General features: G+C 72.2%; 15 protein-coding genes. 5 read left to right on the plus strand and 10 right to left on the minus strand.

The features are described from left to right. The 4 genes from C3486_RS29615 to lanKC form a co-directional block, all read right to left on the minus strand. Positions 1–1,459: ABC transporter ATP-binding protein (locus C3486_RS29615; protein WP_103835858.1), on the minus strand; the 1,459-nt coding region annotated here is incomplete at its 3' end. Continuing rightward, a complete protein-coding gene (locus tag C3486_RS29620; protein ID WP_103835859.1) occupies positions 1,456–3,207 on the minus strand; it encodes an ABC transporter ATP-binding protein in 1,752 nt (583 codons plus the stop codon). The genes C3486_RS29615 and C3486_RS29620, both read right to left, overlap by 4 nt. A 133-nt stretch (positions 3,208–3,340) precedes the next feature. Beyond that, positions 3,341–3,472, minus strand: a complete 132-nt coding sequence (locus C3486_RS29625; protein WP_103835860.1) for a SapB/AmfS family lanthipeptide — start codon at positions 3,470–3,472, stop codon at positions 3,341–3,343. Positions 3,473–3,477: 5 nt separating this feature from the next. Further along, positions 3,478–6,141, minus strand: coding sequence for a class III lanthionine synthetase LanKC (gene lanKC, locus C3486_RS29630; protein ID WP_103835876.1), 2,664 nt, complete (start codon positions 6,139–6,141; stop codon positions 3,478–3,480). A 550-nt stretch (positions 6,142–6,691) separates the two neighbouring features. On the opposite strand from lanKC, the gene C3486_RS29635 reads away from it, so the two are divergent. Beyond that, positions 6,692–7,081, plus strand: a complete 390-nt coding sequence (locus tag C3486_RS29635) for a VOC family protein (protein WP_103835861.1) — start codon at positions 6,692–6,694, stop codon at positions 7,079–7,081. Positions 7,082–7,490: 409 nt separating this feature from the next. Further along, a complete protein-coding gene (locus C3486_RS29640) occupies positions 7,491–9,671 on the plus strand; it encodes an NB-ARC domain-containing protein (protein WP_103835862.1) in 2,181 nt (726 codons plus the stop codon). A 251-nt stretch (positions 9,672–9,922) separates the two neighbouring features. On the opposite strand, the gene C3486_RS37030 is transcribed toward C3486_RS29640, so the two are convergent. Further along, positions 9,923–10,777, minus strand: a complete 855-nt coding sequence (locus C3486_RS37030; protein ID WP_258053062.1) for a hypothetical protein — start codon at positions 10,775–10,777, stop codon at positions 9,923–9,925. Positions 10,778–10,801: 24 nt separating this feature from the next. On the opposite strand from C3486_RS37030, the gene C3486_RS38330 reads away from it, so the two are divergent. Beyond that, positions 10,802–11,230, plus strand: coding sequence for a hypothetical protein (locus C3486_RS38330; RefSeq protein ID WP_374936932.1), 429 nt, complete (start codon positions 10,802–10,804; stop codon positions 11,228–11,230). 58 nt (positions 11,231–11,288) lie between these two features. Next, positions 11,289–12,668, plus strand: a complete 1,380-nt coding sequence (gene gdhA, locus C3486_RS29655) for an NADP-specific glutamate dehydrogenase (protein WP_103835865.1) — start codon at positions 11,289–11,291, stop codon at positions 12,666–12,668. A 49-nt stretch (positions 12,669–12,717) separates the two neighbouring features. Here the strand turns inward: gdhA and rph are convergent, their stop codons facing one another. The 5 genes from rph to C3486_RS29680 all read right to left on the minus strand — a co-directional run bounded on the left by rph (position 12,718) and on the right by C3486_RS29680 (position 19,901). After that, complete coding sequence (gene rph, locus C3486_RS29660; protein WP_103835866.1) at positions 12,718–15,348, minus strand: rifamycin-inactivating phosphotransferase; 2,631 nt, start codon at positions 15,346–15,348, stop codon at positions 12,718–12,720. Between the two features lie 377 nt (positions 15,349–15,725). Beyond that, positions 15,726–16,922: a hypothetical protein gene (locus C3486_RS29665; protein WP_219822262.1), complete on the minus strand. Its 1,197-nt coding sequence runs from the start codon at positions 16,920–16,922 to the stop codon at positions 15,726–15,728. Between the two features lie 100 nt (positions 16,923–17,022). Continuing rightward, on the minus strand, positions 17,023–17,418 hold the full coding sequence (locus tag C3486_RS29670; RefSeq protein ID WP_103835868.1) for a DUF2267 domain-containing protein: 396 nt from the start codon (positions 17,416–17,418) through the stop codon (positions 17,023–17,025). Positions 17,419–17,611: 193 nt separating this feature from the next. Further along, positions 17,612–19,477, minus strand: a complete 1,866-nt coding sequence (gene dnaK / locus C3486_RS29675) for a molecular chaperone DnaK (RefSeq protein WP_103835869.1) — start codon at positions 19,475–19,477, stop codon at positions 17,612–17,614. A gap of 67 nt (positions 19,478–19,544) precedes the next feature. Next, entirely contained in the window at positions 19,545–19,901 is a 357-nt protein-coding gene (locus C3486_RS29680; protein WP_103835870.1) for a J domain-containing protein, read from the minus strand. Positions 19,902–20,450: 549 nt separating this feature from the next. Between C3486_RS29680 and C3486_RS29685 the strand changes: the two genes are divergently transcribed. Continuing rightward, a complete protein-coding gene (locus C3486_RS29685) occupies positions 20,451–21,815 on the plus strand; it encodes an FAD-dependent oxidoreductase (RefSeq protein WP_103835871.1) in 1,365 nt (454 codons plus the stop codon). The last annotated feature ends 10 nt before the right edge of the window (positions 21,816–21,825 follow it).

Below are 21,825 nucleotides of genomic sequence, written 5' to 3' on the forward strand. Positions count from 1 at the left end.
CCTGCGGTACGAGAGCCCGCCGGTCCGCCAGCTCCCGCGCGTGGCGGCCCATGACTGTCTCGCCGGCCACGAGGACGTCGCCGGTTCCGGGCGTGATCATTCCGGCGATCAGCGCGGTCAGCGTGGACTTGCCGATTCCGCTGGGGCCGACCACGGCCAGGTGCTCCCCGCGCCGTACGGTGAGGTCCAGCCGGTCCAGTACGGGCCGGCCTCCGTATCCGAAGGTCACGGAGCGGAGTTCGACCGCCGGCGGGTACGGATTCTCGGCATCGGACGCGAGGCCGGAGGGGGCGGGGACGCAGGGCGCGGGGGCGCAGGGGGCAGGCGTGCGGCGGCTACGTACGGTGCCGGTCGTCGTCGGAACCGGTCGGTCGGCCGGTACACCGCCGGCGTCGGGGCGGGGCGCCGGCACGGCTGCCGGTCCGGCCAGCCGGTCGAGTATCACCAGCAGCCGCGTGCCCGCGGCGCCCAGGGCGGTCATCAGCGTGTTGAGCGCAGGCAGCAGGGACTGCGTCAGATAGGTGAGCGCCCCGAGGAGGGCCCCTGCGGTGACGCCGTTGCGCAGCAGCCATGGCGCGCCGGCCAGCAGCGACAGCGTCGGAAGGTGCGCTGCGGCCCCGAGCGCCCAGGTGCGCGCGGCGGACCACCGGGCGAGTGCCCGGGAAGCGGCGGCCTCGGCGGTGATGAGCGCGTCCAGCTCCTCGGTGACGCGTGGGCCGGCGCCGCAGGCGGTGATGTCCCGGAGCCCTTCGCAGGCCCCTCCCGAGGCGGCTGCCAGCGCCTCGTCGGCATCGAGAAAGGCACGCTGCCACCGGGCCATGGGCGAGAGGGTCAAGAGGTACAGGCCGATGCCCAGCGCGAGCGGCAGCAGCACGATCGGCAGCAGCACCGGCGCGAGCGCACTGAGCCCGAGCAGGGCGCCGACCGCGGTGAACACGAACGAGCGCAGGGTGAGCACCACCCCGGCGAAGCCGTCCCGCACCGCCTCCGTCTGCCCGGTGAGCCGGGACACCGATGAACTGTCCGCGCGGGCGGGGGCGGTGAGCGCGTCGTCCAGCGCGCGCTGCACCGTCCGCCGTACGAGCCCGTCGCGCAGCGGTTCCACCAGCCCGGCCAGGCCCGCGAAGACTCCGCGCACGGCGCCGCCACCGATGACGATGCCCGCCGCCGAGGCCGCCAGCCAGAGCAGGCCGGCCACGGGGCGGCCCGCCAGGAAGCCGTCGTCCAGGGCCCGCGCCGCGCCGTACCCGCCGAGGAAGGTCTGCCCGGACTCCAGCAGCGACCAGGCGGCGAGCACGGCGAGGGAGCGGCGGTGCCGCCGCAGGAAATGGTGCCCGGGACGCCGGAGCCGCCGCAGCGGTCCCCGCGCCGTGGCACCCGGCTGCGGGCCTCCCTCCGTACCGGGTTTCGGGCTCGCCTCCGTACCGGGAGGTGTCGCGCGCTCGTGCAGTGTGCTCACCGCTCGGCCCCGCTCGCCGTGGGCACCGGCGGGTCCGTCGTGGTGAAGTTGGCGCGGTAGTCCGGGTCCTGCCACAGCTGCTGATGACTCCCGGTGGCCCGTATCCTGCCGCGCTCCAGCCAGACCACCGTGTCGGCGAGGGCTGCACACGACGGCCGGTGCGCCACGATGAGCCGGGTGGGGGCCCGTACCGTGGAGATCAGCGCGCGGTTGACCTGCTGCTCGGTGACCGTGTCGAGGCTGGACGTGGCGTCATCCATGATCAGCAGGCGTTCGCCGCCCACGAACGCGCGGGCGAGGCCCAGTCGCTGGCGTTCGCCGCCGGAGAGCGGGGCCGCGTCCAGGCGGGTGCGGTAACCGTCCGGCAGGAGCGTGACGAAGCCGTCCGCACCGGCCGCGCGCGCCGCCTCCCGGACCTCCGGTGGTGTCGGCCGCCGTGGGCCGCAGGCGAGGGCCTCCTCGACGGTCGGCCCGAAGAGCACGGGGCGCGCGAACGCGGTGCCGATCGCCTGCCGGGTCTGCTCGTACGTCAGGTCCGGCAGCGGTACGCCGTCGAGGAGCACCGTGCCGGTGTCCGGGCCGAGCAGCCGGCCCGCCACCGCGGCCAGCAGCGTCTTGCCGGAGCCCGAGGGGCCGACGACGGCCATGGTCGTGCCGCCCGGCAGCCGCAGCGCGGGGACGTCCAGCAGCCGTTTGCCGTCCCGGTCGACGACGACGTCACGCAGCTCCAGCGCGCCGTTGCCGTCCGCCGGAAGGCGTGCGCCCCCGTGCGGCAGCGGTGGCAGCTCCTCCAGCGCTGCCACGCGGCGGGCCGCGGCGCGCCCCCTGGCCAGCGCGTTGAGCGCGCCGGTGACCGTACCGATGCCTGCCGCCAGGGTCGCGTAACGGGACAGTGCGAGCAGGTCGCCGACGCTGAGCTGCCCCGCGGTCAGCCGGAGCCCGCCGACGGCGAGGACGACGGTGGTCAGCAGTGGCATCAGGACGCCGCCGCGCGCCATGGCGCGTCCGTACACCTGCCACATGCGGCGGCCCTGTGCGTCGAGTTGGGGCAGAGGGCCGAGCACACGGTCCCGCTCGCGGTCACCGGTACCGGCCGCGGCGATGGTCCGCGCGCCGGCCAGCGCTTCGCCCAGCCGGCTTGCGATCGCGGCCTGCAGACGCTGGTACGCGGCGTTGCTCTCGGCGGTGCCCCGGACGAACGTACGCAGCAGAAGCAGCAGCAGGGGCACGCCCGTCAGAAAGGCCGCTGCGGTCCACGCGTCGATGACGAACAGGGCCACCAAGGCGCCCAGCGGAGGGAGCGCCGCGGTCACGACGGTCACCGCCGTGACGGGCACGGTCCCCGCGTCGGCGGTGTTCGCGGTCAGCCGGGTGGCCAGGTCTCCGGAGCCGAGTGAGCCGGCGTGGTGGGGAGCGGCTGCCAGCAGCCGGCGGGCGCCGCGGTGCCGCAGCCACGCGGTGGAACGGGCCGTGGCCGTACCGCCGAGCCAGGCCACGGCGGCGTCCAGCCCGATCTCCGTGGCGAGCAGTGCGGCGCAGAGCAGTACGGCTCCGCTGCCGTCCGTACCGCCGGAGAGCAGCACGTCGACGGCGTGGCCCAGCGCGGTGGGCACGGTGAGCGCCGCCCCTGAGGCGGCGACGGAGCAGAGCGCCACCGCCGCGAGCCGTCCCGCGCTGTGCCGGGACGCGGCCCGCAGCAGGCGGCCGGGGGCGTCCGTCTCCGCCGCGCTCGCCGTGGGCGAGCCCATGGTTCCTCCTGAGGGAGTGCGGGGACGGCCGGTTCCGGGCGGACCGGAGTCCGCCCGGAACCGGAGTGTCATCCCTTCACCGGGCGTCGGCCGGAGCCGGTGCCTCGGCGGCCGGACGAAGGACGGACCTGCGTCACGGGGTGCAGAGGGTGACGCTGAGGGAGCTGTACTCGCAGACGAGCAGGGACACCTGGCTGCCGTGGGCCAGGTCGCCGGCGGCTTCCTCGGTCGGGGTGTCCATCGCCTGAAGGTCGAGCAGTGCCATGACTGTTACCTTTCTGGGGACTGAGCGGTGTGTTGGTCGTGCGACTTGCCTTCGGCCCCTGGTCGGGACCGGTCCGTGGGCCGCCGCAGCGGCGGGAGGAAGGGCAGGTGCGCCCGGTCGGGGTGGTGCACACTGCCGAGGGCGAGCAGACAGCCGGCGGTACCGGTGGACAGGTCCATGGACAGCCGGGAGAGCTGCTCCCCGGGGAACGCGAGCTGCCCCTTGTAGGGGATCGCGTGCCAGGCGAGGAGCTCGGAGTGGCGGGCCACGTCCTGGTGTCTGCCGTCGCCGGGTGCGGTCGTCCGGGCCCGGTGCAGGATCAGGCCCGCAACGCCTCGGAAGAGCCCCGGCTGGATGTAGAAGGAGGAGCGCGCGGCCTGCAGGATCTCCGCCCGCGCCGTGGCGAACTCCTCGTCCTCACGGTGGACGAGGTAGTCGTCGAGGACCATTCCGATGCCCACGCTGCCGCCGCCGAGGTACGGCATCGTACGGCGCGGCTCGCGGACCAGCAGCGCGCCGCGGTCGTCGCGGACGCAACGGGCCAGGTCGCTCCGGAGCGCCGTTGCCGCGGCGTCCAGGAGGGCGGGGTCCCCGGTGTGTTCGTGGAGGCGGAGGAAGAGCAGCGCGGGGCCGGTGGCGCCGCGCAGCAGACCGGCGCGCGCAGTGCCGGCGGGCTCGGCGGCGAGGCGGTCGGCGGTCAGCTCAGCACAGCGCAGCGCGGTGTCGTGGAGCGTGGGTTCCTCCAGGGTCCGGGCCAGCTCCAGCAGGGCGAGGCCGACTCCGGCCAGCCCGGAGTGCAGCCCGGCGTTCAGGCCGTACAGCGGCTGCCGGGCGACCAGGTGCGCGAGTTCGGCGGCGGCCGCGCGGTGTCCCAGTCGCGCCAGGGTCCAGGCGATGCCGGACAGTCCGTCGTAGAAGCCGACCGGCGTCCCGGCCTCGGGCTCTTTGCTGCGCAGTAACAGCCACTCCTCGGCGTCCTCGCAGCGGACGCCCGCGCTCTGCAGCGCGTGCAGCACGCCCGCTGTGCCGTATCCGAAGGACTGGCCGCCGCACGGTGTGGCGAACTGGGCGATGTCGCCCGGGAAGTAGCGGTCGCTGCGCTGCGGCGTGGCGGAGGCGAGGATGGCCCGCACCATGGAGTCCCGCGCCGCGGGCCAGTCGCCGGGATGCACCGGCAGGTACGCCGGCGGGGCGGACGGCATCGCCGTGGCGGACGGGGAGGTACCTGGAGAGGTGGTACGAGGGGAGGTGGCGGTGATTTCCGCGACCGCCCGGTCGAGCCGCTCCCGCCGCACCGGATACCGGTCGGCGATGATGTCCGCCAGGTGGCCCGCCTTCGCGCGGTCGAGCGGGAAGAGAGTGGTGAGCGGTGCGTACAGCGCCAGTCTCAGACAGGCCAGCGCGTACCGGTCGATCTCCGTCCCACGGCGGTCGGCAGGGGCGACGAACGCGGGGTTGGCCACCACCTGGCGCCGGTTCTCCTCGGCCGGTGAGGCGGACTCGAAGTCGAGGAGGGTGACCGTGGACTCGTCGGGCGAGACCATCACATTGCTCATGTGCAGGTCGCCGAAGACCAGTCCCCGGTCGTTCACCTGCCGCACCACCCGCTCCACCAGCCCGTACATCCGCTCGGCCCACTCCGTGTGCGCGGCGAGCCGGTCGGCCGGCGGATCGGTTTCGGAGAGGGGGAAATGCCGTGCGAAGACGGTGTTGAGTGTGGCGCCTTCCACGTACTCCAGCACCAGGAAGCGGTGCTCGCCGAGGGTGAAGGAGTCCAGCACCTGCGGGACGCCGTCCAGGCCCGCCAGCCGCTCCAGCGCCCACTGCTCGCGGTGCAGCCGGCTCACCGCGTCGGCGCCGTCGGCCGCGAGCCCCGCGTGCGGGCGGCCCTCCTTGAGCACCACCGGCCGTCCGGTGCGCCGGTCGCGCCCCGCATAGACGCCACCGCCGTTGGAGAAGTGCAGCGCTCTCTCGATGACGTACGGCAGGTCGGCCAGGCTCTGCGCGGAACGCGCCGCCAGGTGCGGTGCGAGGAACTCCGGCGGAGAAACCCACCCCGGCAGCCGGAACGACGGTCCGCGCGGATCGGGTACGAGCTCCCCCGCCGGATTCTCGACGGCGGGGACGAGCTCGCCGTCGTCACCGTGACAGTAGCGCCGGGCGAACGCGCCGTACCGCACGTGCACCGGGCCGTTGCCCCAGCGCAGATCGCTCAGGATGTACGGGCCGTGCTCGCCGGCCAGTAACCGGTCCAGCTCCCGCGCCGTCTCCTCGCAGTGCCCGTCGTCCACGGGGTACACCGTGATGAACTTGCCGCTGCTCGCGCGGTCGGCGTACTTGGCGTTCTTGATGTGGAGCAGATACCGGCTCGGCACGAACTTGAACGCGATCCGCCGCGCGAAGCAGTACCCGGCCACCGCGCGCAGCACCTTGCCGGCGTTGTCCAGGCCCGCGGAGACATGGATCTTCCAGCCCTGGGCGGGGAGACGCGCACCGGCCGGCGACAACGCCGTCCAGTCGCTGTTGTGCAGCTCCTCCCAGCCCTCCGGGGCCGCGGGGCACGCCGCTTCCTCGAAAAGCCCGCCGCCCCGCTGCTGCTCCGTCACCCGGCGGGGGGCGTCGTAGAACCAGCGGTCGGCGTCGCAATAAGCGGCGTACTCCGGATTCATGCCCACCCCCGCGTCGTCCCTCGGACCGCCGTCAATGGCCAGGAAGGGCGCTGCATTTGCGCCACGTTCCGAGCACAACGACGTTCCCACGCGAACGACAGATGCCAACAGTCACAAATGTCACCTCGCGCCTATGAGAAATGCATATGCCCAACACAAGGGCCGCGCTGCCCGAACGGTCCGACCAGGTGAGGACACCGACACCAGAGCGCGCCTGCCCCCCGACCACTGCCGCGCCCCGGTCATATGTCACACGGCCCGTGTCCAGGACTCGGGGCGACCCCAGCACCCGCACCGCGACGGCCGAGGCGATCCGGACAAGAGAACGGCCCGCGGCACGCGGAATGTTGCTCGAATACCGACGCGGGCGGGGCGGCTGCACCGGCCGTCCGGGCCGGCCGTGTCCATGGGGGCACCCCGGCAGCCCAACCGCGGATCGACGGCATCACCCGGCTCGGACGACTTCGACTATGGTCTACCGGGACATCGCGTGTCGGTCACCGGCTGGGTGAGGCATGGAGGTGTCGGGAGATGCCTTCGGAGGCATTCCTTGTCGGTTGAGTTGAACCACACGATCGTCCACGCCCGGGACAACCGGGAGTCCGCCCAGTTCTTCGCGGACCTGCTGGGCCTCGAGATCACCGCGGAGTGGGGCCCGTTCATCGCGGTCGGCCTGAGCAACGGCGTCACGCTGGACTTCGCCACGATCCCGGCGGAGCACATCACCATGCAGCACTACGCCTTCCTGGTCTCCGAGGAGGAGTTCGACGCGGCGTACGCACGGATCTGCGAGCGCGGCATAGAGCACTACGCCGACCCGCACCGGCAGCAACCGGGCGCGATCAACCACAACGACGGCGGCCGCGGGGTGTACTTCATGGACCCGGCGGGCCATGCCATGGAGCTGATCACCGTGCCGTACGGCGGCTGGAGCTCATAAGCACATGCGTGGAGGGCCGCACCCCGGACTATGGGGTGCGGCCCTCCACCGTAGTGTCGGCCCCGCGACGGTCACGTCGGACTCCAACGCATCCCCCGCCACCGCACCCCCTAAGGCCCTGGGCCGGTCCCGTCCCTTTCGGCTCTCACGCCGGCTCGTCGTGCAGTCCTTCCCGTCCACCTGCCGGTCCGGCACGATCGGCAGGAGTCACTCATGCTCATTTTTCCGCTGGCCGGTGACACCGGGGGGAGGAGTCGCGACGCTGCTTGGAGACGGTCCCTGCGGGGCGTCGGATGGACGACGGACGGGCGAAAGACGGACGATCGTGACCGGTGACGAACGGCGAGCAAGGAACGTGTCCGGCAACGCGCCGGAGCACCAGCCCGCACATCCTCCCGGGAGCCTTCCCGTGCAGAAGACGCGTCTGGTAGGGCGCCGGGCGGAACTGGCGGAGATCCAGCGGCTGTACGGGGACGGCACGGGGGCGCGGCTGGTGACCCTCACCGGGGTCGGTGGGGTCGGCAAGACCCGGCTGGCGCAGGCGGCCGCGGCCGGGCTGAAGCCGTACTTCCGCGATGGGGCCTGGTGGGTCGAGCTGTCGCCCCTTCAGGAGGGCATACTGCTGCCGCATGCGATCGGCCAGGCGCTGTCGGTGGCCAACGAGATCACCCGCCCGATGATCGAGGTCGTGGCCGATTACCTGGCCGACCGGGAGCTGCTGCTCGTCCTGGACACCTGCGAGCACCTCGTCGACGTCTGCGCCGAGGCCGCCCGGACCCTGCTGGCGGCCGCCCCCGGGCTGCGGATACTCCTCACCAGCCGCCGTCCGCTGGGCATGGCGGAAGAACACGTGGTGCTGATCGACCCGCTGCCGGTGCCGGCGGCCGACGACCGCGCGGCGGCCGGAGCGGACGCGGTGGTGCTGCTGGCCGAGCGGGCCGCCCGGGCCGTACCGGGCTTCGAGATCACCGACGCCAACCGGGCCGACGTGCTGAGACTGTGCCGGCGCCTGGAGGGACTGCCGCTCGCCCTGGAGCTGGCCGCGGCCCGCCTGCAGGAGCTGTCCGTCCGGGAGTTGACCGACAGGCTGGACGACCGGTTCGCCGTACTCGGCACACCCGACATGGTCCCGCCCGGCACCGCGCTTCCCTCCGACACCGCATCTCCCTCCGGCTCCCGGCTCCTCCCCCACGCCGCGCCGCGTCCGGGCGTCGGGACCTCCATGTGCAGTGAGGCGCCCCCGTGGCACCAGGCGCTGCGTACCGCCATCGGCTGGAGTCACGAACTGTGCACCCCTGCCGAGCGGCTGCTGTGGGCCCGGCTGTCCGTCTTCGCCGGCAGCTTCGACTCGGAGGCGGCCGGCCGGGTCTGCGCCGGTGTGCACCTACCGTGCGAGGACATCCCCGGCCTGCTGGGCGCTCTGGTGGAAAAATCGATTCTGAGCTGGGTGCCGACCGCGGGCGGAGACCGCTACCGCATGCTCGACACCATCCGCGAATACGGTACGGCCTGGCTGCGCCGGCTGGGCGAGGAGGACCGGCTGCGCCAGCGCCACCAGTACTTCTACCTGGCACTGGCCCGCCGCGGCGACACCGCCTGGATCGGGCCCGACCAGTACGGCTGGTACGACCGGGCGAACAGCGAGCACGCCAACTTCCGTGCCGCGCTGGAGCACACCCTGGCCCAGCAGGACGGGCCCACCGCGCTGGAACTTGCCGGAGCGTTGTGGTTCTTCTGGTACCCCTGCGGACACCTCAAGGAAGGACAGCACTACCTGGAACGCGCCCTTGCCCTCGGCACCGAACCGAGCCCGCCGCGCAACAAGGCCCTGTGGGTCTGCAGCATGGTCCTGTTGTGCCAGGGCGATGCCGCGGCCGGCGCCGCCTGGGCCGGCCAGTGCGTCGCCGAGGCCGAACGGCTCGGTGACGAGGACGCGGCCACCACCGCACGGGCGTGCTTGCTGGTGGCGGCGACCATGCTCGGCGACCGGCCGCGGGTGTTCTCCCTGTCGGAACACCTGCTCGACATCACCGCACCGGAGGCCGGTGGGCTCCTCGGGCCGCTCCCCCTCGCCAGGCTGCTGGCCCGGGTGCTGGCGGGCAATGTGCTCACCGTCGACGGCCGTCCCAAGGAAGCCATCGCCATGCTGGAGGGCATGCGCACGGAGTGCGGACGGCACGGCGAGCGGTGGATGCGTGCGTACGGCGACGTCATGCGGGCACATGCCGAACTGGCCTGCGGCCGGCCCGAGGCCGCGCTGCACTACGCGCGGGCGGCACTGGAGGTCAAACGGCGGCTGCACGACAGCCTGGGGTGCGCCCTGTCCCTGGACGTGCTCGCGGTGGCCACGGGCGCCGCCGGGCGGAGCGAGCGCGCCGCCTGGCTGCTCGGGCTGGCCCAGCACCTCTGGCGCACCATCGGCCTGCCCCAGGCGGGGATTCCGGAATTCGTCGCCGCCCGCCGGTCCTGCGAACGGCGGGCCCACGCCACCTTGGGCGCCCGTGCGTTCCAGGCCGCCTTCCGCGCCGGTTACGAAACCGACCTCGACACCGGCCTCGCGTACGCCCTCGGCCCCCCGCAGGTGCTGTGAGCTCAGGTCCCGTTCTCACCCGGCGTGCGGATGCTTACGGGTGATGTGCCCAGCCTGATCGGTGGTGTGGGCCGGGGAGCCGGATTGAGCACCGGCGTGCGTCGATATCTGTAGTGGCGTGACAGATCCTTTTGATGTGGCCGCGCTGTTGCTGATCGCCACGGCCGGGCCGCACGTGGAGAGTGAGGGGGCGGCGGTCGTGGTGCACACTCCGAGGGCTCCTGCGGCCGAGCAGGACGAGTGCGCCGGAGTCAGGGCGCCGTCGCCCGCAGGCGCTCCCTGAGGGCCTCGGCGGAGGCGATCGTACGGTAGGGGGAGAACTCCCGCAGCAGGGTGCCGCGTACGCCGTGCGCGGATCCTCTCGCCAGGCGCTGGTAGTGGTCCAGGAAGGCGTGGGCGTGCGCGACCGCGGCTTCGACCTCGTGGTCGGCCAGCAGGGCGCGGGCGAGCCGGGCGTGCAGCAGGGCACGTGCCCTGTGGTGGCCGGCGGGGCGGCCGGTCAGCGAGGACTCCAGCTCCGTCCGCGCCTCGGCCCGCTCGCCGAGGAGCGAGAGGGCTTCGGCCCGTTGGTAGCGCAGGGCGGTCTCCGGGGAGCTGGTGAAGGGCCCTTCGGCTCCCGTCGCGCGTGCCAGATGGCGCTCGGCCGCCGTGAGGTCCGCCAGGGCCCTGCGGCTCCGGCCGCCGGCCCGTAGGACCGCGCGCCCGGCGTGTACGAACGCGCGGACGGCGTACGGGACGTCCGCTCCGGCGAGTTCGACGGCCGCGTTCCCCCACGCGGTGGCCTGCCGGCGGTCGCCGAGCCGGTGGGCCTGCAGGCCCATGCAGCGCAGGGTGATCGTGTAGGCGGCGCGGTCCTCGGCGGCGTGCGCGAATTCCAGGGCGAGGGCGTGGTACTGCTGCGCCAGCGCGGGGCGGCCGACCTCGTGCGTCATGTTGCCGAGCAGCAGCGTCAAGTGGCCGGCTCCGGTCAGCAGGGCGCGGCGTACGGGCGGGTGGGCAGGCGCGGTGAGCAGCGTGGTGACGTCCTCGGCGAGGAACAGCGCGAGCGCGGACCTGCCGTGTGCGCCGCCGTACCGCTCGCACATCAGGGCGGTGAAGGCGGCCATGGTCTCCAGCCGGTCCGCGCCCCGGTGGCACCGGACCCCGAGGGGCGCGGCCTCGGCCGGGCCGTACGGGAGGCCCTGCGCACGGCCGGGGCCACGCCGGACGAGGTCGACCACGTCAACGCGCACGGCACCAGCACGCCCCTCAACGACCGCGTCGAAGCCTCGGCGCTGCACGCGCACTTCTCCGCCGGTCCGCCCTCGGTGACCGCCCCCAAGGGCGTCACCGGACACACCATGGGCGCTGCGGGCGCCGTGGAAGCCGCGCTCACCGTGCTGACGGTCGAGCACCGTCTCGTTCCGCCCACCGCCAACTTCCTGCGCGCCGGGCCGGGCACCGACACCGTGGACGTGGTGTCCGGCGCTCCCCGGCCGCAGCGGATCCGGCTGGCGCTGAGCAACTCACTGGGGTTCGGCGGGCACAACACCGTGCTCGCCTTCCGCCCGGCGGCGTAGCCCGTACGGCCAACGCCCCGCCCGATCACGTACAGCCGCACGGCGAAAGGAGGACCCCATGCCGACCGCCACGGCCGGAGGACGCGTCCTGACCCCTGAACTGCTGGTACTGGAACAACTCCACACCGAACTGCTGCGCCGCAACCCCGGCGAGCCGGAATTCCACCAAGCGGTGCTGGAGGTCCTGCAGCACCTCGCACCGGCACTCACCGCGCACCCCGAATTCAACGAACCGGGGCTCGTGGAACGCATCGTGGAGCCCGAGCGGCAGATCCTCTTCCGGGTCCCCTGGACGGACGACACCGGGAGGACCCGGGTCAACCGCGGCTTCCGCGTGGAGTTCAACAGCAGCCTGGGGCCGTACAAGGGCGGCCTGCGGTTCCACCCGTCGGTGAACCTGGGCATCGTGAAGTTCCTGGGTTTCGAGCAGGTCTTCAAGAACGCGCTCACCGGGCTGCCCCTCGGCGGCGGAAAGGGCGGCAGCGACTTCGATCCGCGCGGCCGCTCCGACGGCGAGGTCATGCGCTTCTGCCAGTCCTTCATGACCGGACTCCACCGGCACCTCGGCGAGCACACCGACGTGCCGGCCGGCGACATCGGTGTCGGCGAGCGCGAGATCGGCTACCTCTTCGGCCAGTACCGGCGCATCACCAACCGCTGGGAGGCGGGCACCGTCACCGGAAAGGACCCCGCGTGGAGTGGCTCGGCGGTACGGAAGCAGGCCACCGGGTACGGCACCGTGCTCTTCGCCGCCCTGATGCTCCGGGCCCGCGGCGAGGACCTGGACGGGCAGCGCGTCACGGTCTCCGGCTCGGGCAACGTCGCGCTCCACGCCATCGAGAAGGCGCAGGCCATGGGGGCCCACGTCGTCACCGCTTCCGATTCCGGGGGCTGTGTGATCGACGGGAAGGGGATCGACGTGGCCCTGTTGCGGCAGGTCAAGGAGGTGGAGCGGGGCCGGGTGAGCCAGTACGCGGCACGTCGTGGCGCGTCGGCGCACTACGTGGCCGGCGGCAGTGTGTGGGACGTCCCCACCGATGTCGCACTGCCGTCGGCCACGCAGAACGAGTTGGCCGCCGGGGCCGCTTCGGTCCTGGTGGACAACGGAGTGAAGGCCGTGTCGGAGGGCGCGAACATGCCGACCACCCCGGCCGCCGTGCGCATCCTGCAGGAGGCCGGGGTGGCGTTCGGCCCGGGCAAGGCGGCCAACGCCGGCGGCGTCGCCGTCAGCGCGTTTGAGATGCAGCAGAACGCCCGGCGCGAAGCCTGGCCGGCCCGACTCGTCGAGGCGCGGCTCTCGGCCGTCATGCGCACCATCCACGACACCTGCCGCGCCACCGCCGACCGGTACGGCGCCCCCGGCAATTACGTCCTGGGTGCCGACATCGCGGGCTTCGAGCGCGTGGCCGCCGCCATGCTCGCCCAAGGCACGGTCTGAGGAGTCCCCCTCCCCTCTCTCGGCGGCCAGTGCCCGGTGTCGGCCCCGGTCAGGACAGGATCTCGACGTACCCGTCGGTGCCGTGCACCCGGATTCGCTGACCGTCCCGGATCAGCTGGGTGGCGCGGTCCACGCCCACCACGGCCGGCAGACCGTACTCCCGGGCGATCACCGCGCCATGGGTCATCAGGCCGCCGACCTCCGTCACCAGCCCGGCGATCCCGACGAACAGGGGCGACCAGCTGGGGTCCGTGAAGGGCGTGACCAGGATGTCGCCCGCTTCGAGATCGGCCTCCGCCATGTCGAGGATGACGCGGGCCCGTCCCTCCACGGTCCCGGCGGAAACCGGGAGGCCGGCCAGCGCACCGGCCGGCACGTCGTCGCGCCGGTACGCCCCGCTGACGGCCTCGCCGTCCGAGGTGAGCACCCGGGGCGGGGTGAGTGCCTCGTACGACCGGAACGCCTCCTTGCGCTGCCGGATGAGCCGGTCGTCCACCCGGTGCGCGCGCACGGCGTCGTGGAACTCCTCGAACGTGAGGTAGAAGACGTCCTCCTTCGCGGCGAGCACGCCGTCCTGCGCGAGGCGCTCGGCCTCCGCCAGCAGGGCCCGCTTGTAGACGAAGTAGCGGCTGATGATGCCGTACTTCGGGTACTCCCGGTACCCGATGAAGGTGCGGACCCGGTCGATCATCCGCTTGGTCTCGTCGGCCTTCCGGTCCCCGTCCGGCAGGGTCCGCAGGCGGGACAGCACGTCCTGTTCCTTCTTCAGCGCCTCCTGCCGGCCTTCCTCGAAGCGCCGCTCGGCGGCGCCCGGCCCGAAGTTCCTGACGTTGTCGAGGATCACGGGTACGAGGGTGGTGGGGCGCTCGCTCCAGCGCGGCCGCGTGATGTCGATCTCGCCGACGCACCGCATGCCGTACCGGTCGAGGTAGGTCTCGATGGCGTCGCGTGCTTCGCTGCCGCCCGGGAGCTTCGCCAGCTCGTCCAGGAAGCCCTCGTCCTCGACGCCGACGCCCTGGAGGAACGCCACCACTTCCGGGTGCGGGCGGACCGCGTCGGCGACGTCGAGCAGCGCCAGGCCCATCTCCGAGGTGATGTTGCCGGGGGCGGACAGGGTGAGCGTGTCAGCCGCGTTCTTCTCGCCCAGCCACTCCTGCAGCTTGTCGTTGAGCCACCAGGTGGCCTCCATCCCGGCCATGATCGCCTGCATGCTCTGCGGGTCGCCGAGTACGCGCTTGTGCTCCTGGAAGGCCTCCAGCAGGAAGTCGAACAGCGCCGGTCCGCTCTTCGTGGCGATGTCGCGCTCCAGGGCGGCGATGGACGCCTCGCTGCGCTGGACCAGCTCCGTGACGAGGGCCGGATCGGTCTCGATCGGGGCGGGCGCGCCGCCGGCCGGCGGCCGGGCCGGCTCCGCGTCCGGGAGCGACGGGACGAAGTCCTCGCGGTCGAGGACGGTCTCCAGCGCGTCCCTGACCAGCGGGTCGCCTCTGCCCACCAGGTCCAGGAGGCCGGCCCGGCTCGCGGGCGCGGCCAGGCGCCGGGTGACGTCGACGAACAGCCTGCCGCCGGCCTCGTGCATCGGCACCATGGCCGTCAGCTGCCACACGGAGAGCCCCAGGGGCTTCATGGGGTCGGTCATCATCTGCTGATGGCCGACGGAGACGTAGACGTGGTTCTCCTGGTCGCCGGCCTCCGGGATGGGGAACAGCGTGGTGATCGGCCGGCTCTGGACGATCCGGAAACCGTCGTCGGCCAGGCACCATTCGATGTCCTGCGGGCGGCCGAAGTGTGCTTCGATCCGCCGTCCGAGCCGGACGAGCTCCACGGCCTGCGCGTCCGTCAGCGCCGGCTGCTCCTGCCGCTGCGCGTCGACCGCCACTTCCTCGGTACCGCCGGCCGGCAGGGCCCGCACGGCGCGCTGCTTGGCGGCGATCGTCCTGGCGACGACTTCGCCGTCGCGCACCGTGAAGACGTCCGGGTTCACCAGGCCGGAGACCAGGGCCTCGCCGAGGCCGAAGCCGGCGTCCACGGTGGCGGTCTTCCGGTTGCCCGTGACGGGGTCGGCCGTGAACAGGATGCCGGACGCGTACGGGAAGACCATCCGCTGCACGACCACGGCCATCCGGACCGTACGGTGGTCGATGCCGTTGCGCCGGCGGTACGTCACCGCCCGCTCGGTGAACAGCGAGGCCCAGCACCGGCTGATGTGCTGGAGGACCGCCGTCGGCCCCATGACGTTCAGGTACGTGTCCTGCTGGCCTGCGAAGGAGGCCGTCGGCAGGTCCTCGGCCGTCGCGCTGGAGCGGACGGCGTAGGCGGTCTGCTCACCGTGTTGCTCGCCGTACCGCTCGCTGTGCCGGGCGAGCGCGCGGGTGATCGTCGCCGCGAGGTCGTCCGGGATCGGGGTTTCTTCGATGGCCCGGCGGATCCGCGCGCTGAGCGTGCGGACGGCCTCCCGGTCGTCCGGGTTCACGCGCGACAGTGCATCGAGCCGGTCGCCGATCGACGGCGCCGCCTCCGCCATGATCCGGCGGAAGGCGTCCGTCGTCACGCAGAAGCCGGCCGGTACGCGGACGCCCTCGATCCGCGACAGCGCGCCCAGGTGCGCGCCCTTGCCGCCGACGGCCGCGACCTGCTCCTCGTCGATCTCTTCAAGGTCCCACACGTACTGCTCGTTCACTGCGATGCCTCCGAGGCAGTCGTGTTCCGTTGCGCTGCACTGGCCGGTCTGATCACCGGCGCCTCCCACTCTGTCGAACCTCTTGCCGGGCGCGTCCTCATCCGTGATGGCCTTCCCCTGATGAGCCGGGCGGCGCTTCGCCCAGTTCGACGTCACCGCGTCCCCCGCCCCCGTACAACCGGCAGCAACACATGCCGTCATTTCCCCGTTTTCGCAGGCTGTGGCTTCGGCCGATGATTCTGCGCTACCACCGGGGCCTTGCCGCAAGCCCCCCGGTGAGCTATAAGTTAAGAGTGGCAAGGAGAGGGTTCTCCTTGCCTTTGTCTTTTTCCTCGCCTGTCGCCTGTCGCGGGCAGCCGTGTCAGCTCGCAGCCGTGTCAGCTGCTGGGGCTCCGGTCGTCGGGAGCGAGGCTCCGGTCGTCGGCAGCGGAATGCCGGTCTTCGGACTGCTCGGCCCGGCGTCGGTTGCGGGCCTGGCGTTCCTGCTCGCGTTTGCTGTAGGTGGCCTGGCGGACGGCTGCTTCGCTGTCCAGGCTGGAGCCGAGCGCTCCGGCGACGATGCCCATGGAGCAGGCGAGCCAGACCACGGTGGCGTAGTCGCTCGCGCCCGCCGGGTGGCCCAGTTGCGAGCCGAGGAAGCCGTCGTCGATGACCACCACGGCCGCGAGCAGCGCCAGCCCGTACAGCAGCAGGTACATGCAGCTCACGCCGAGGGCGAGGGTGCACAGGGTGGAGGCGTTGTACAGGACGGTGTCCTTGCGTGCCCGGTTGCCGCGGGGTGAGTCCCACAGGTGGTTGTAGAACAGCAGCCAGCCGACCATGACACCGATGGCCAGCAGGGTGACGACGGTCAGGCGGAGGGTGGACATGGCGTCGGCCATCTGCCAGATGCTGGAGTAGAAGATGCCGAACGCCGCCGTCGCGGCGGCCGCGGCAGTGGCACTGGCCAAGTGCGGCACCAGCCGCCAGGGACGGTTGTTGCGCACCATGCCGCACAGCAACCGGAACGTCCCGCGGCGCCCCACCAGCACCAGGGAGGTGTCCAGGGCGTGTTCGTCCGAGGTCCGCTCGCGTACCGATGAGGTCCATTCGCTCCAGCGCCGCAGCGCCCGCCGGCCCGCGGGCCGCGCCGTGGAGTGGTGGAGCCGGTCGACGATGTGGACGAGGGCGCGCGTCACGTGATGCCGCAGCCGCACGCCGCCGATGGCCGGCAGGCTGATCAGCGCGGCCTGGTCCCGGCTGCTCAGGTCCGCGAGTACCGGCTGGGCGGCCGGCCCGCGCGGCAGGTCGGTGAGGTAGACGAACATGTCCCAGCCGGCTTCCGGCCTGCGCTCGCCCGCCAGCTCCAGCAGCGGTACGGTGCCGTGCTCGTCCAGCGGCAGTTCCTGCTGCTCCAGCTCCACCTCCCACACCACCTCGTCGGAGACCCGGCGGCTCAGCAGGGGCGGCAGCCGTTCGTTCACCACGGCGGCCGCGATGTCACTGGGCAGCCCGGGATCGGCGACCACCCCCAGGCGCAGCCGCGGCATGGTGGCGGCCGCCGGCGGTTCTGGATCTTGTACGTAGCGCTCCATCGCACCACGTGTGCCCCTTTGGCGGCATATTCGCACACGGTGATTCGCCCATCCGCACCAGCGGCCGGCGGCCGGGGACCGCCTGGGCCGGGTGCGGCGATCAGCTGGGCTGGGGGTGGCCGAAGAGCAGGTCGTAGCCGGGCGGGAGCTGGAGCAGGATGCCGTTCATCAGGTCCTCGCCCGCGATCTCGGCCACGACGCTGAGAACGGCGCCGACGTCCCACGGCGCGGTCTTCTCGGTGGCTCCCTCGATCCAGGCCGCGGTCGCGCGGATGAACCGCTCGGTCGACAACGGCTCGTGTGCCTGGAGGGGGTTGAGCAGGATGCGTGCCAGCGGTTCGGGCAGCCGGGCGGCCAGCTCCGCGCGTACCTCGCCCACCAGGTGAGCGCCCAGCAGGGCCAGGACGACGCGGGAGGAGCGTTCCGCCTCCTTCGGTGAGGAGTACTCGCCGCGCTCTTGCACCGCTGCGATGAAGTCATCCCAGGACATGCGCATGAGGCCCTCCCAAGGGAATGGCGGTCACGATCCGGTTTTCGCTCCGCGTTTCGCTTGGTGGGGCGGGAGCCTCGCAGACGCCGCGGGCTCCCGCCGCTCGTACCACGAAACTCATATACCTCGGTCTCAGCAAACCTGACAAGTCCCCGCTCAGGCCGCGTGAAAACCGGAGGTCAGAGCCGGGCCGTCATCGTCAGCCGGTCTTCGGCCTGTCGTCGTCGACGATCTCGGCGTCCACCACGTCGTCCTCGGCACCGGTACCGGCACCGTCTCCCGACGACGCCCGGCCCGCCCCGGTCGCCTGCCCGGTCCGCGACGTGTCGTACAGGGCCGTGCCGACCTTCTGTGCGGCCTGTTCCGTGCGGTCCACCGCCTGCCGGATCGCGGCGGCGTCCTCGCCCTTCAGCTTCTCCCTGAGGTCGGCCAGGGCCGTCTCCGTCTCGGACTTCGCCTCTGCCGGAATCTGCTCGGCGTTGTCCTTGAGCAGCTTCTCGATGGAGTAGAGGAGCTGCTCGCCCCGGTTGCGGGTCTCGGCCGCCTCGCGCCGCCGGCGATCCTCCTCGGCGTGCTGCTCGGCCTCGCGGACCATGCGGTCGATGTCGTCCTTGGGCAGTGCGGAGCCGCCGGTGACGGTCATCTTCTGCTCCTTGCCCGTGCCGAGGTCCTTCGCGGTCACGTGCATGATGCCGTTGGCGTCGATGTCGAAGGAGACCTCGATCTGCGGGACACCGCGCGGGGCCGGCGGCAGACCGGTCAGCTCGAACATGCCGAGCTTCTTGTTGTACGCCGCGATCTCGCGCTCGCCCTGGTAGACCTGGATCTGCACCGACGGCTGGTTGTCCTCGGCGGTGGTGAAGATCTCCGAACGCTTGGTCGGGATCGTCGTGTTCCGCTCGATGAGCTTGGTCATGATGCCGCCCTTGGTCTCGATCCCCAGGGACAGCGGGGTGACGTCCAGCAGCAGAACGTCCTTGACCTCACCCTTGAGGACACCGGCCTGCAGCGACGCACCGATCGCCACGACCTCGTCGGGGTTCACGCCCTTGTGCGGCTCCTTGCCGGTCAGCTCCTTCACCAGGTCGGTGACGGCCGGCATACGGGTCGAACCGCCGACCAGGACCACGTGGTCCACGTCGCGCACCTTGACCCCGGCGTCCTTGAGCGCGTTGTGGAACGGCTCCTTGCAGCGTTCCAGCAGATCGGCGGTGAGCTGCTGGAACTGCGAGCGGGTGAGCTTCTCCTCCAGGTGCAGCGGGCCCTGGTCGGAGGCGGTGATGTAGGGCAGGTTGATCGTCGTCTCGGTGGCGGACGACAGCTCGATCTTCGCCTTCTCCGCGGCCTCGCGCAGGCGCTGCACGGCCATCTTGTCCTTGGACAGGTCGACGCCGTAGTGGTTCAGGAACTGCTTGATCAGGTGATCGACGATCCGCTGGTCCCAGTCGTCGCCGCCCAGGTGCGTGTCACCGTTGGTGGCCCTGACCTCGATGACGCCCTCGCCCATCTCCAGCAGGGACACGTCGAACGTGCCGCCGCCCAGGTCGAAGACGAGGACCGTCTGGTCGCCCTCCTTGTCCAGGCCGTACGCGAGCGCGGCGGCCGTCGGCTCGTTGATGATCCGCAGGACGTTCAGGCCCGCGATCTCGCCGGCCTCCTTGGTCGCCTGCCGCTGGGTGTCGTCGAAGTAGGCGGGCACGGTGATCACCGCGTCGGTGACGTCCTCGCCCAGGTACGCTTCCGCGTCCCGCTTGAGCTTCTGCAGCACGCGTGCGGAGATCTCCTGTGCGGTGTACCGCTTGCCGTCGATGTCGCCGTGCTCGGGGAAGCGCCAGCCGTGGTCGCCCATGTGCCGCTTGACCGAACGCGCGGTGCGGTCCACGTTCGTCACGGCCTGCCGCTTGGCGACCTCGCCGGTGAGGACCTCACCGTTCTTGGCGAAGGCCACGACCGAGGGGGTGGTCCTGGCCCCTTCGGTGTTGGCGATGACGGTGGGCTCGCCGCCTTCGAGGACCGAGACCACCGAGTTCGTCGTGCCGAGGTCGATGCCGACCGAGCGTGCCATCTGGTTCTCCCTCCTCGTCCCTTGCTGTGCTGCACGCAGCCGTGCGGGCGCGCGCACCTGGCCCACCTCATCCGGATGCCGGCTGCCACCGGACGGGTCCCGCGCGCAGCGGCGGCTCGGCGCGGGCGGCCCCGAACACCACGACATGCCGTCGCGCGGGCGGGACGGGCGGGGCGTCGGCGCGTCCGTGGCCGTCCGGCCGACGGCGGCTTCGGTCGTAGGCGGCGCGCCGGGCCGGATCGCGCAGCGTCTGGTATGCCGCTCGCACCGTGCCGAACCGGGCGGCGGTGGCCGCGTCGACGCGGGTGTCGGGGCGCAGTTCCCGTACCCGGGCGCGGAAGGCCGAAGTGATCACCTCGGCCGTCGCCGTGGGCGTGACCCCCAGCACCGCGTACAGGTCAGCGCCCTGGCCCCGCGTCGGCATGACGGCCACCTCCTCGCCTGCTGCGGGCCGTGGTTCCCGACCGGCTTGCCCGTGCCTACTTGCCTGCACCTCTGAAATAAAACTTGAGCCTTGCCGTGTCAAGGGCGGAATGCGGACCGCCCGCGGCAGGCCCTGCACCGGCGGTGTGTGATCTGCGACATTGCCGTCGAAAGCGGCGCGCCGCCACCCTGAGCCGGAGGTCGAGAAAGGCAGCTTCACATGGGCGTTCATGTGCATGTGCGACTCAGCCAGTGGCTGAGCGTGTCGGAAGACGGGCAGCTGATCGAGCACTTCCGCTGCCGGTGCGGGGCCACGTTCACCAAGGTGTACGACGCCGACGGAGGAGAGCCGGAGCCGCCGGCCGGGAGTTGAGGCGGGCGGCGCGGGGCCGCCGGCGGTGCGCCGACCGGCAGGCGCGGGGCGCCGGCGGACGTGGGACACCGGCGGACGCGGGACGCCCACAGCGCACGAGATCGACATAAGTTAGGGTTACCTAACCAGCGCTCCCGTGCTCTGCCGTCCCCGCCTGTCTGAAGGAGTCCAGTTCTCATGCCACGCCCCCTCCGGGTGGCCGTCGTAGGGGCCGGTCCCGCCGGCATTTACGCCGCAGACGCCCTGCTGAAGTCCGACGCCGCCCACGACCCGGGCGTGTCCATCGACCTGTTCGAGCGCATGCCCGCGCCCTTCGGCCTGATCCGTTACGGCGTCGCGCCCGACCATCCCCGGATCAAGGGCATCGTCACGGCCCTGCACAAGGTCCTCGACAAGCCGCAGATCCGGCTCTTCGGCAACGTCTCCTACCCGGACGAGCTGGCCCTCGAGGACCTGCGCCGCTTCTACGACGCGGTGATCTTCTCCACGGGCGCCAGCGCCGACCGTGACCTGAAGATCCCCGGCATCGAGCTGGACGGCTCGTACGGCGCGGCCGACTTCGTCTCCTGGTACGACGGCCACCCCGACGTGCCGCGCACCTGGCCGCTGCACGCGGAGAAGGTCGCCGTGCTGGGCGTCGGCAACGTCGCGCTCGACGTCGCCCGCGTCCTGGCCAAGACCGCCGACGAGCTGCTGCCCACGGAGATCCCGCCGAACGTGTACGACGGCCTGGCCGCCAACCGGGCGCGCGAGGTCCACGTCTTCGGCCGCCGCGGCCCGGCGCAGGCCAAGTTCAGCCCGATGGAGCTGCGCGAGCTCGACCACTCGCCGAACATCGAGGTCATCGTCGACCCCGAGGACATCGAGTACGACGACGGCTCCATAGCCACCCGGCGCAGCAACAAGCAGGCCGACCTGGTCGCGTCGACGCTGGAGAAGTGGGCCATCCGCGACCCCGGAGACCGGCCGCACCGCCTGCACCTGCACTTCTTCGAGTCGCCCGTGGAACTCCTCGGCGAGGACGGCCGTGTGGTCGGACTGCGGACGGAGCGTACGGAGCTGGACGGCACCGGCAACGTCCGCGGCACCGGGCAGTTCCGCGACTGGGACGTGCAGGGCGTCTACCGGGCGGTGGGCTACCTCTCCGACGAGCTGCCCAAGCTGCCGTTCGACACGGTCTCCGGCACCGTGCCGCACGAGGCCGGGCGGGTCGTCGACGGGGCCGGCGCGCCGCTCACCTCGATCTACGTCACCGGCTGGATCAAGCGCGGCCCGGTCGGGCTGATCGGGCACACCAAGGGCGACGCGAACGAGACCGTGGCGTCGTTCCTGTCCGACCACGCAGCGGGCCGGCTGCCCGAGCCCGAGGCGCCCGACCCGGAGGCGATCGTCAGGTTCCTCCGGGAGCGTTCCGTGCGCTACACGACCTGGGAGGGCTGGCACCACCTGGACGCCCATGAGCGTGCGCTCGGCGAGCCGGCCGGCCGCGAGCGGATCAAGGTCGTGGAGCGCGAGGAGATGCTGCGGGCCAGCCGCGCCTGAGCACACGGCC

This window comes from Streptomyces sp. Ru73 (genome assembly GCF_002920575.1).
GTDB lineage: Bacteria > Actinomycetota > Actinomycetes > Streptomycetales > Streptomycetaceae > Streptomyces.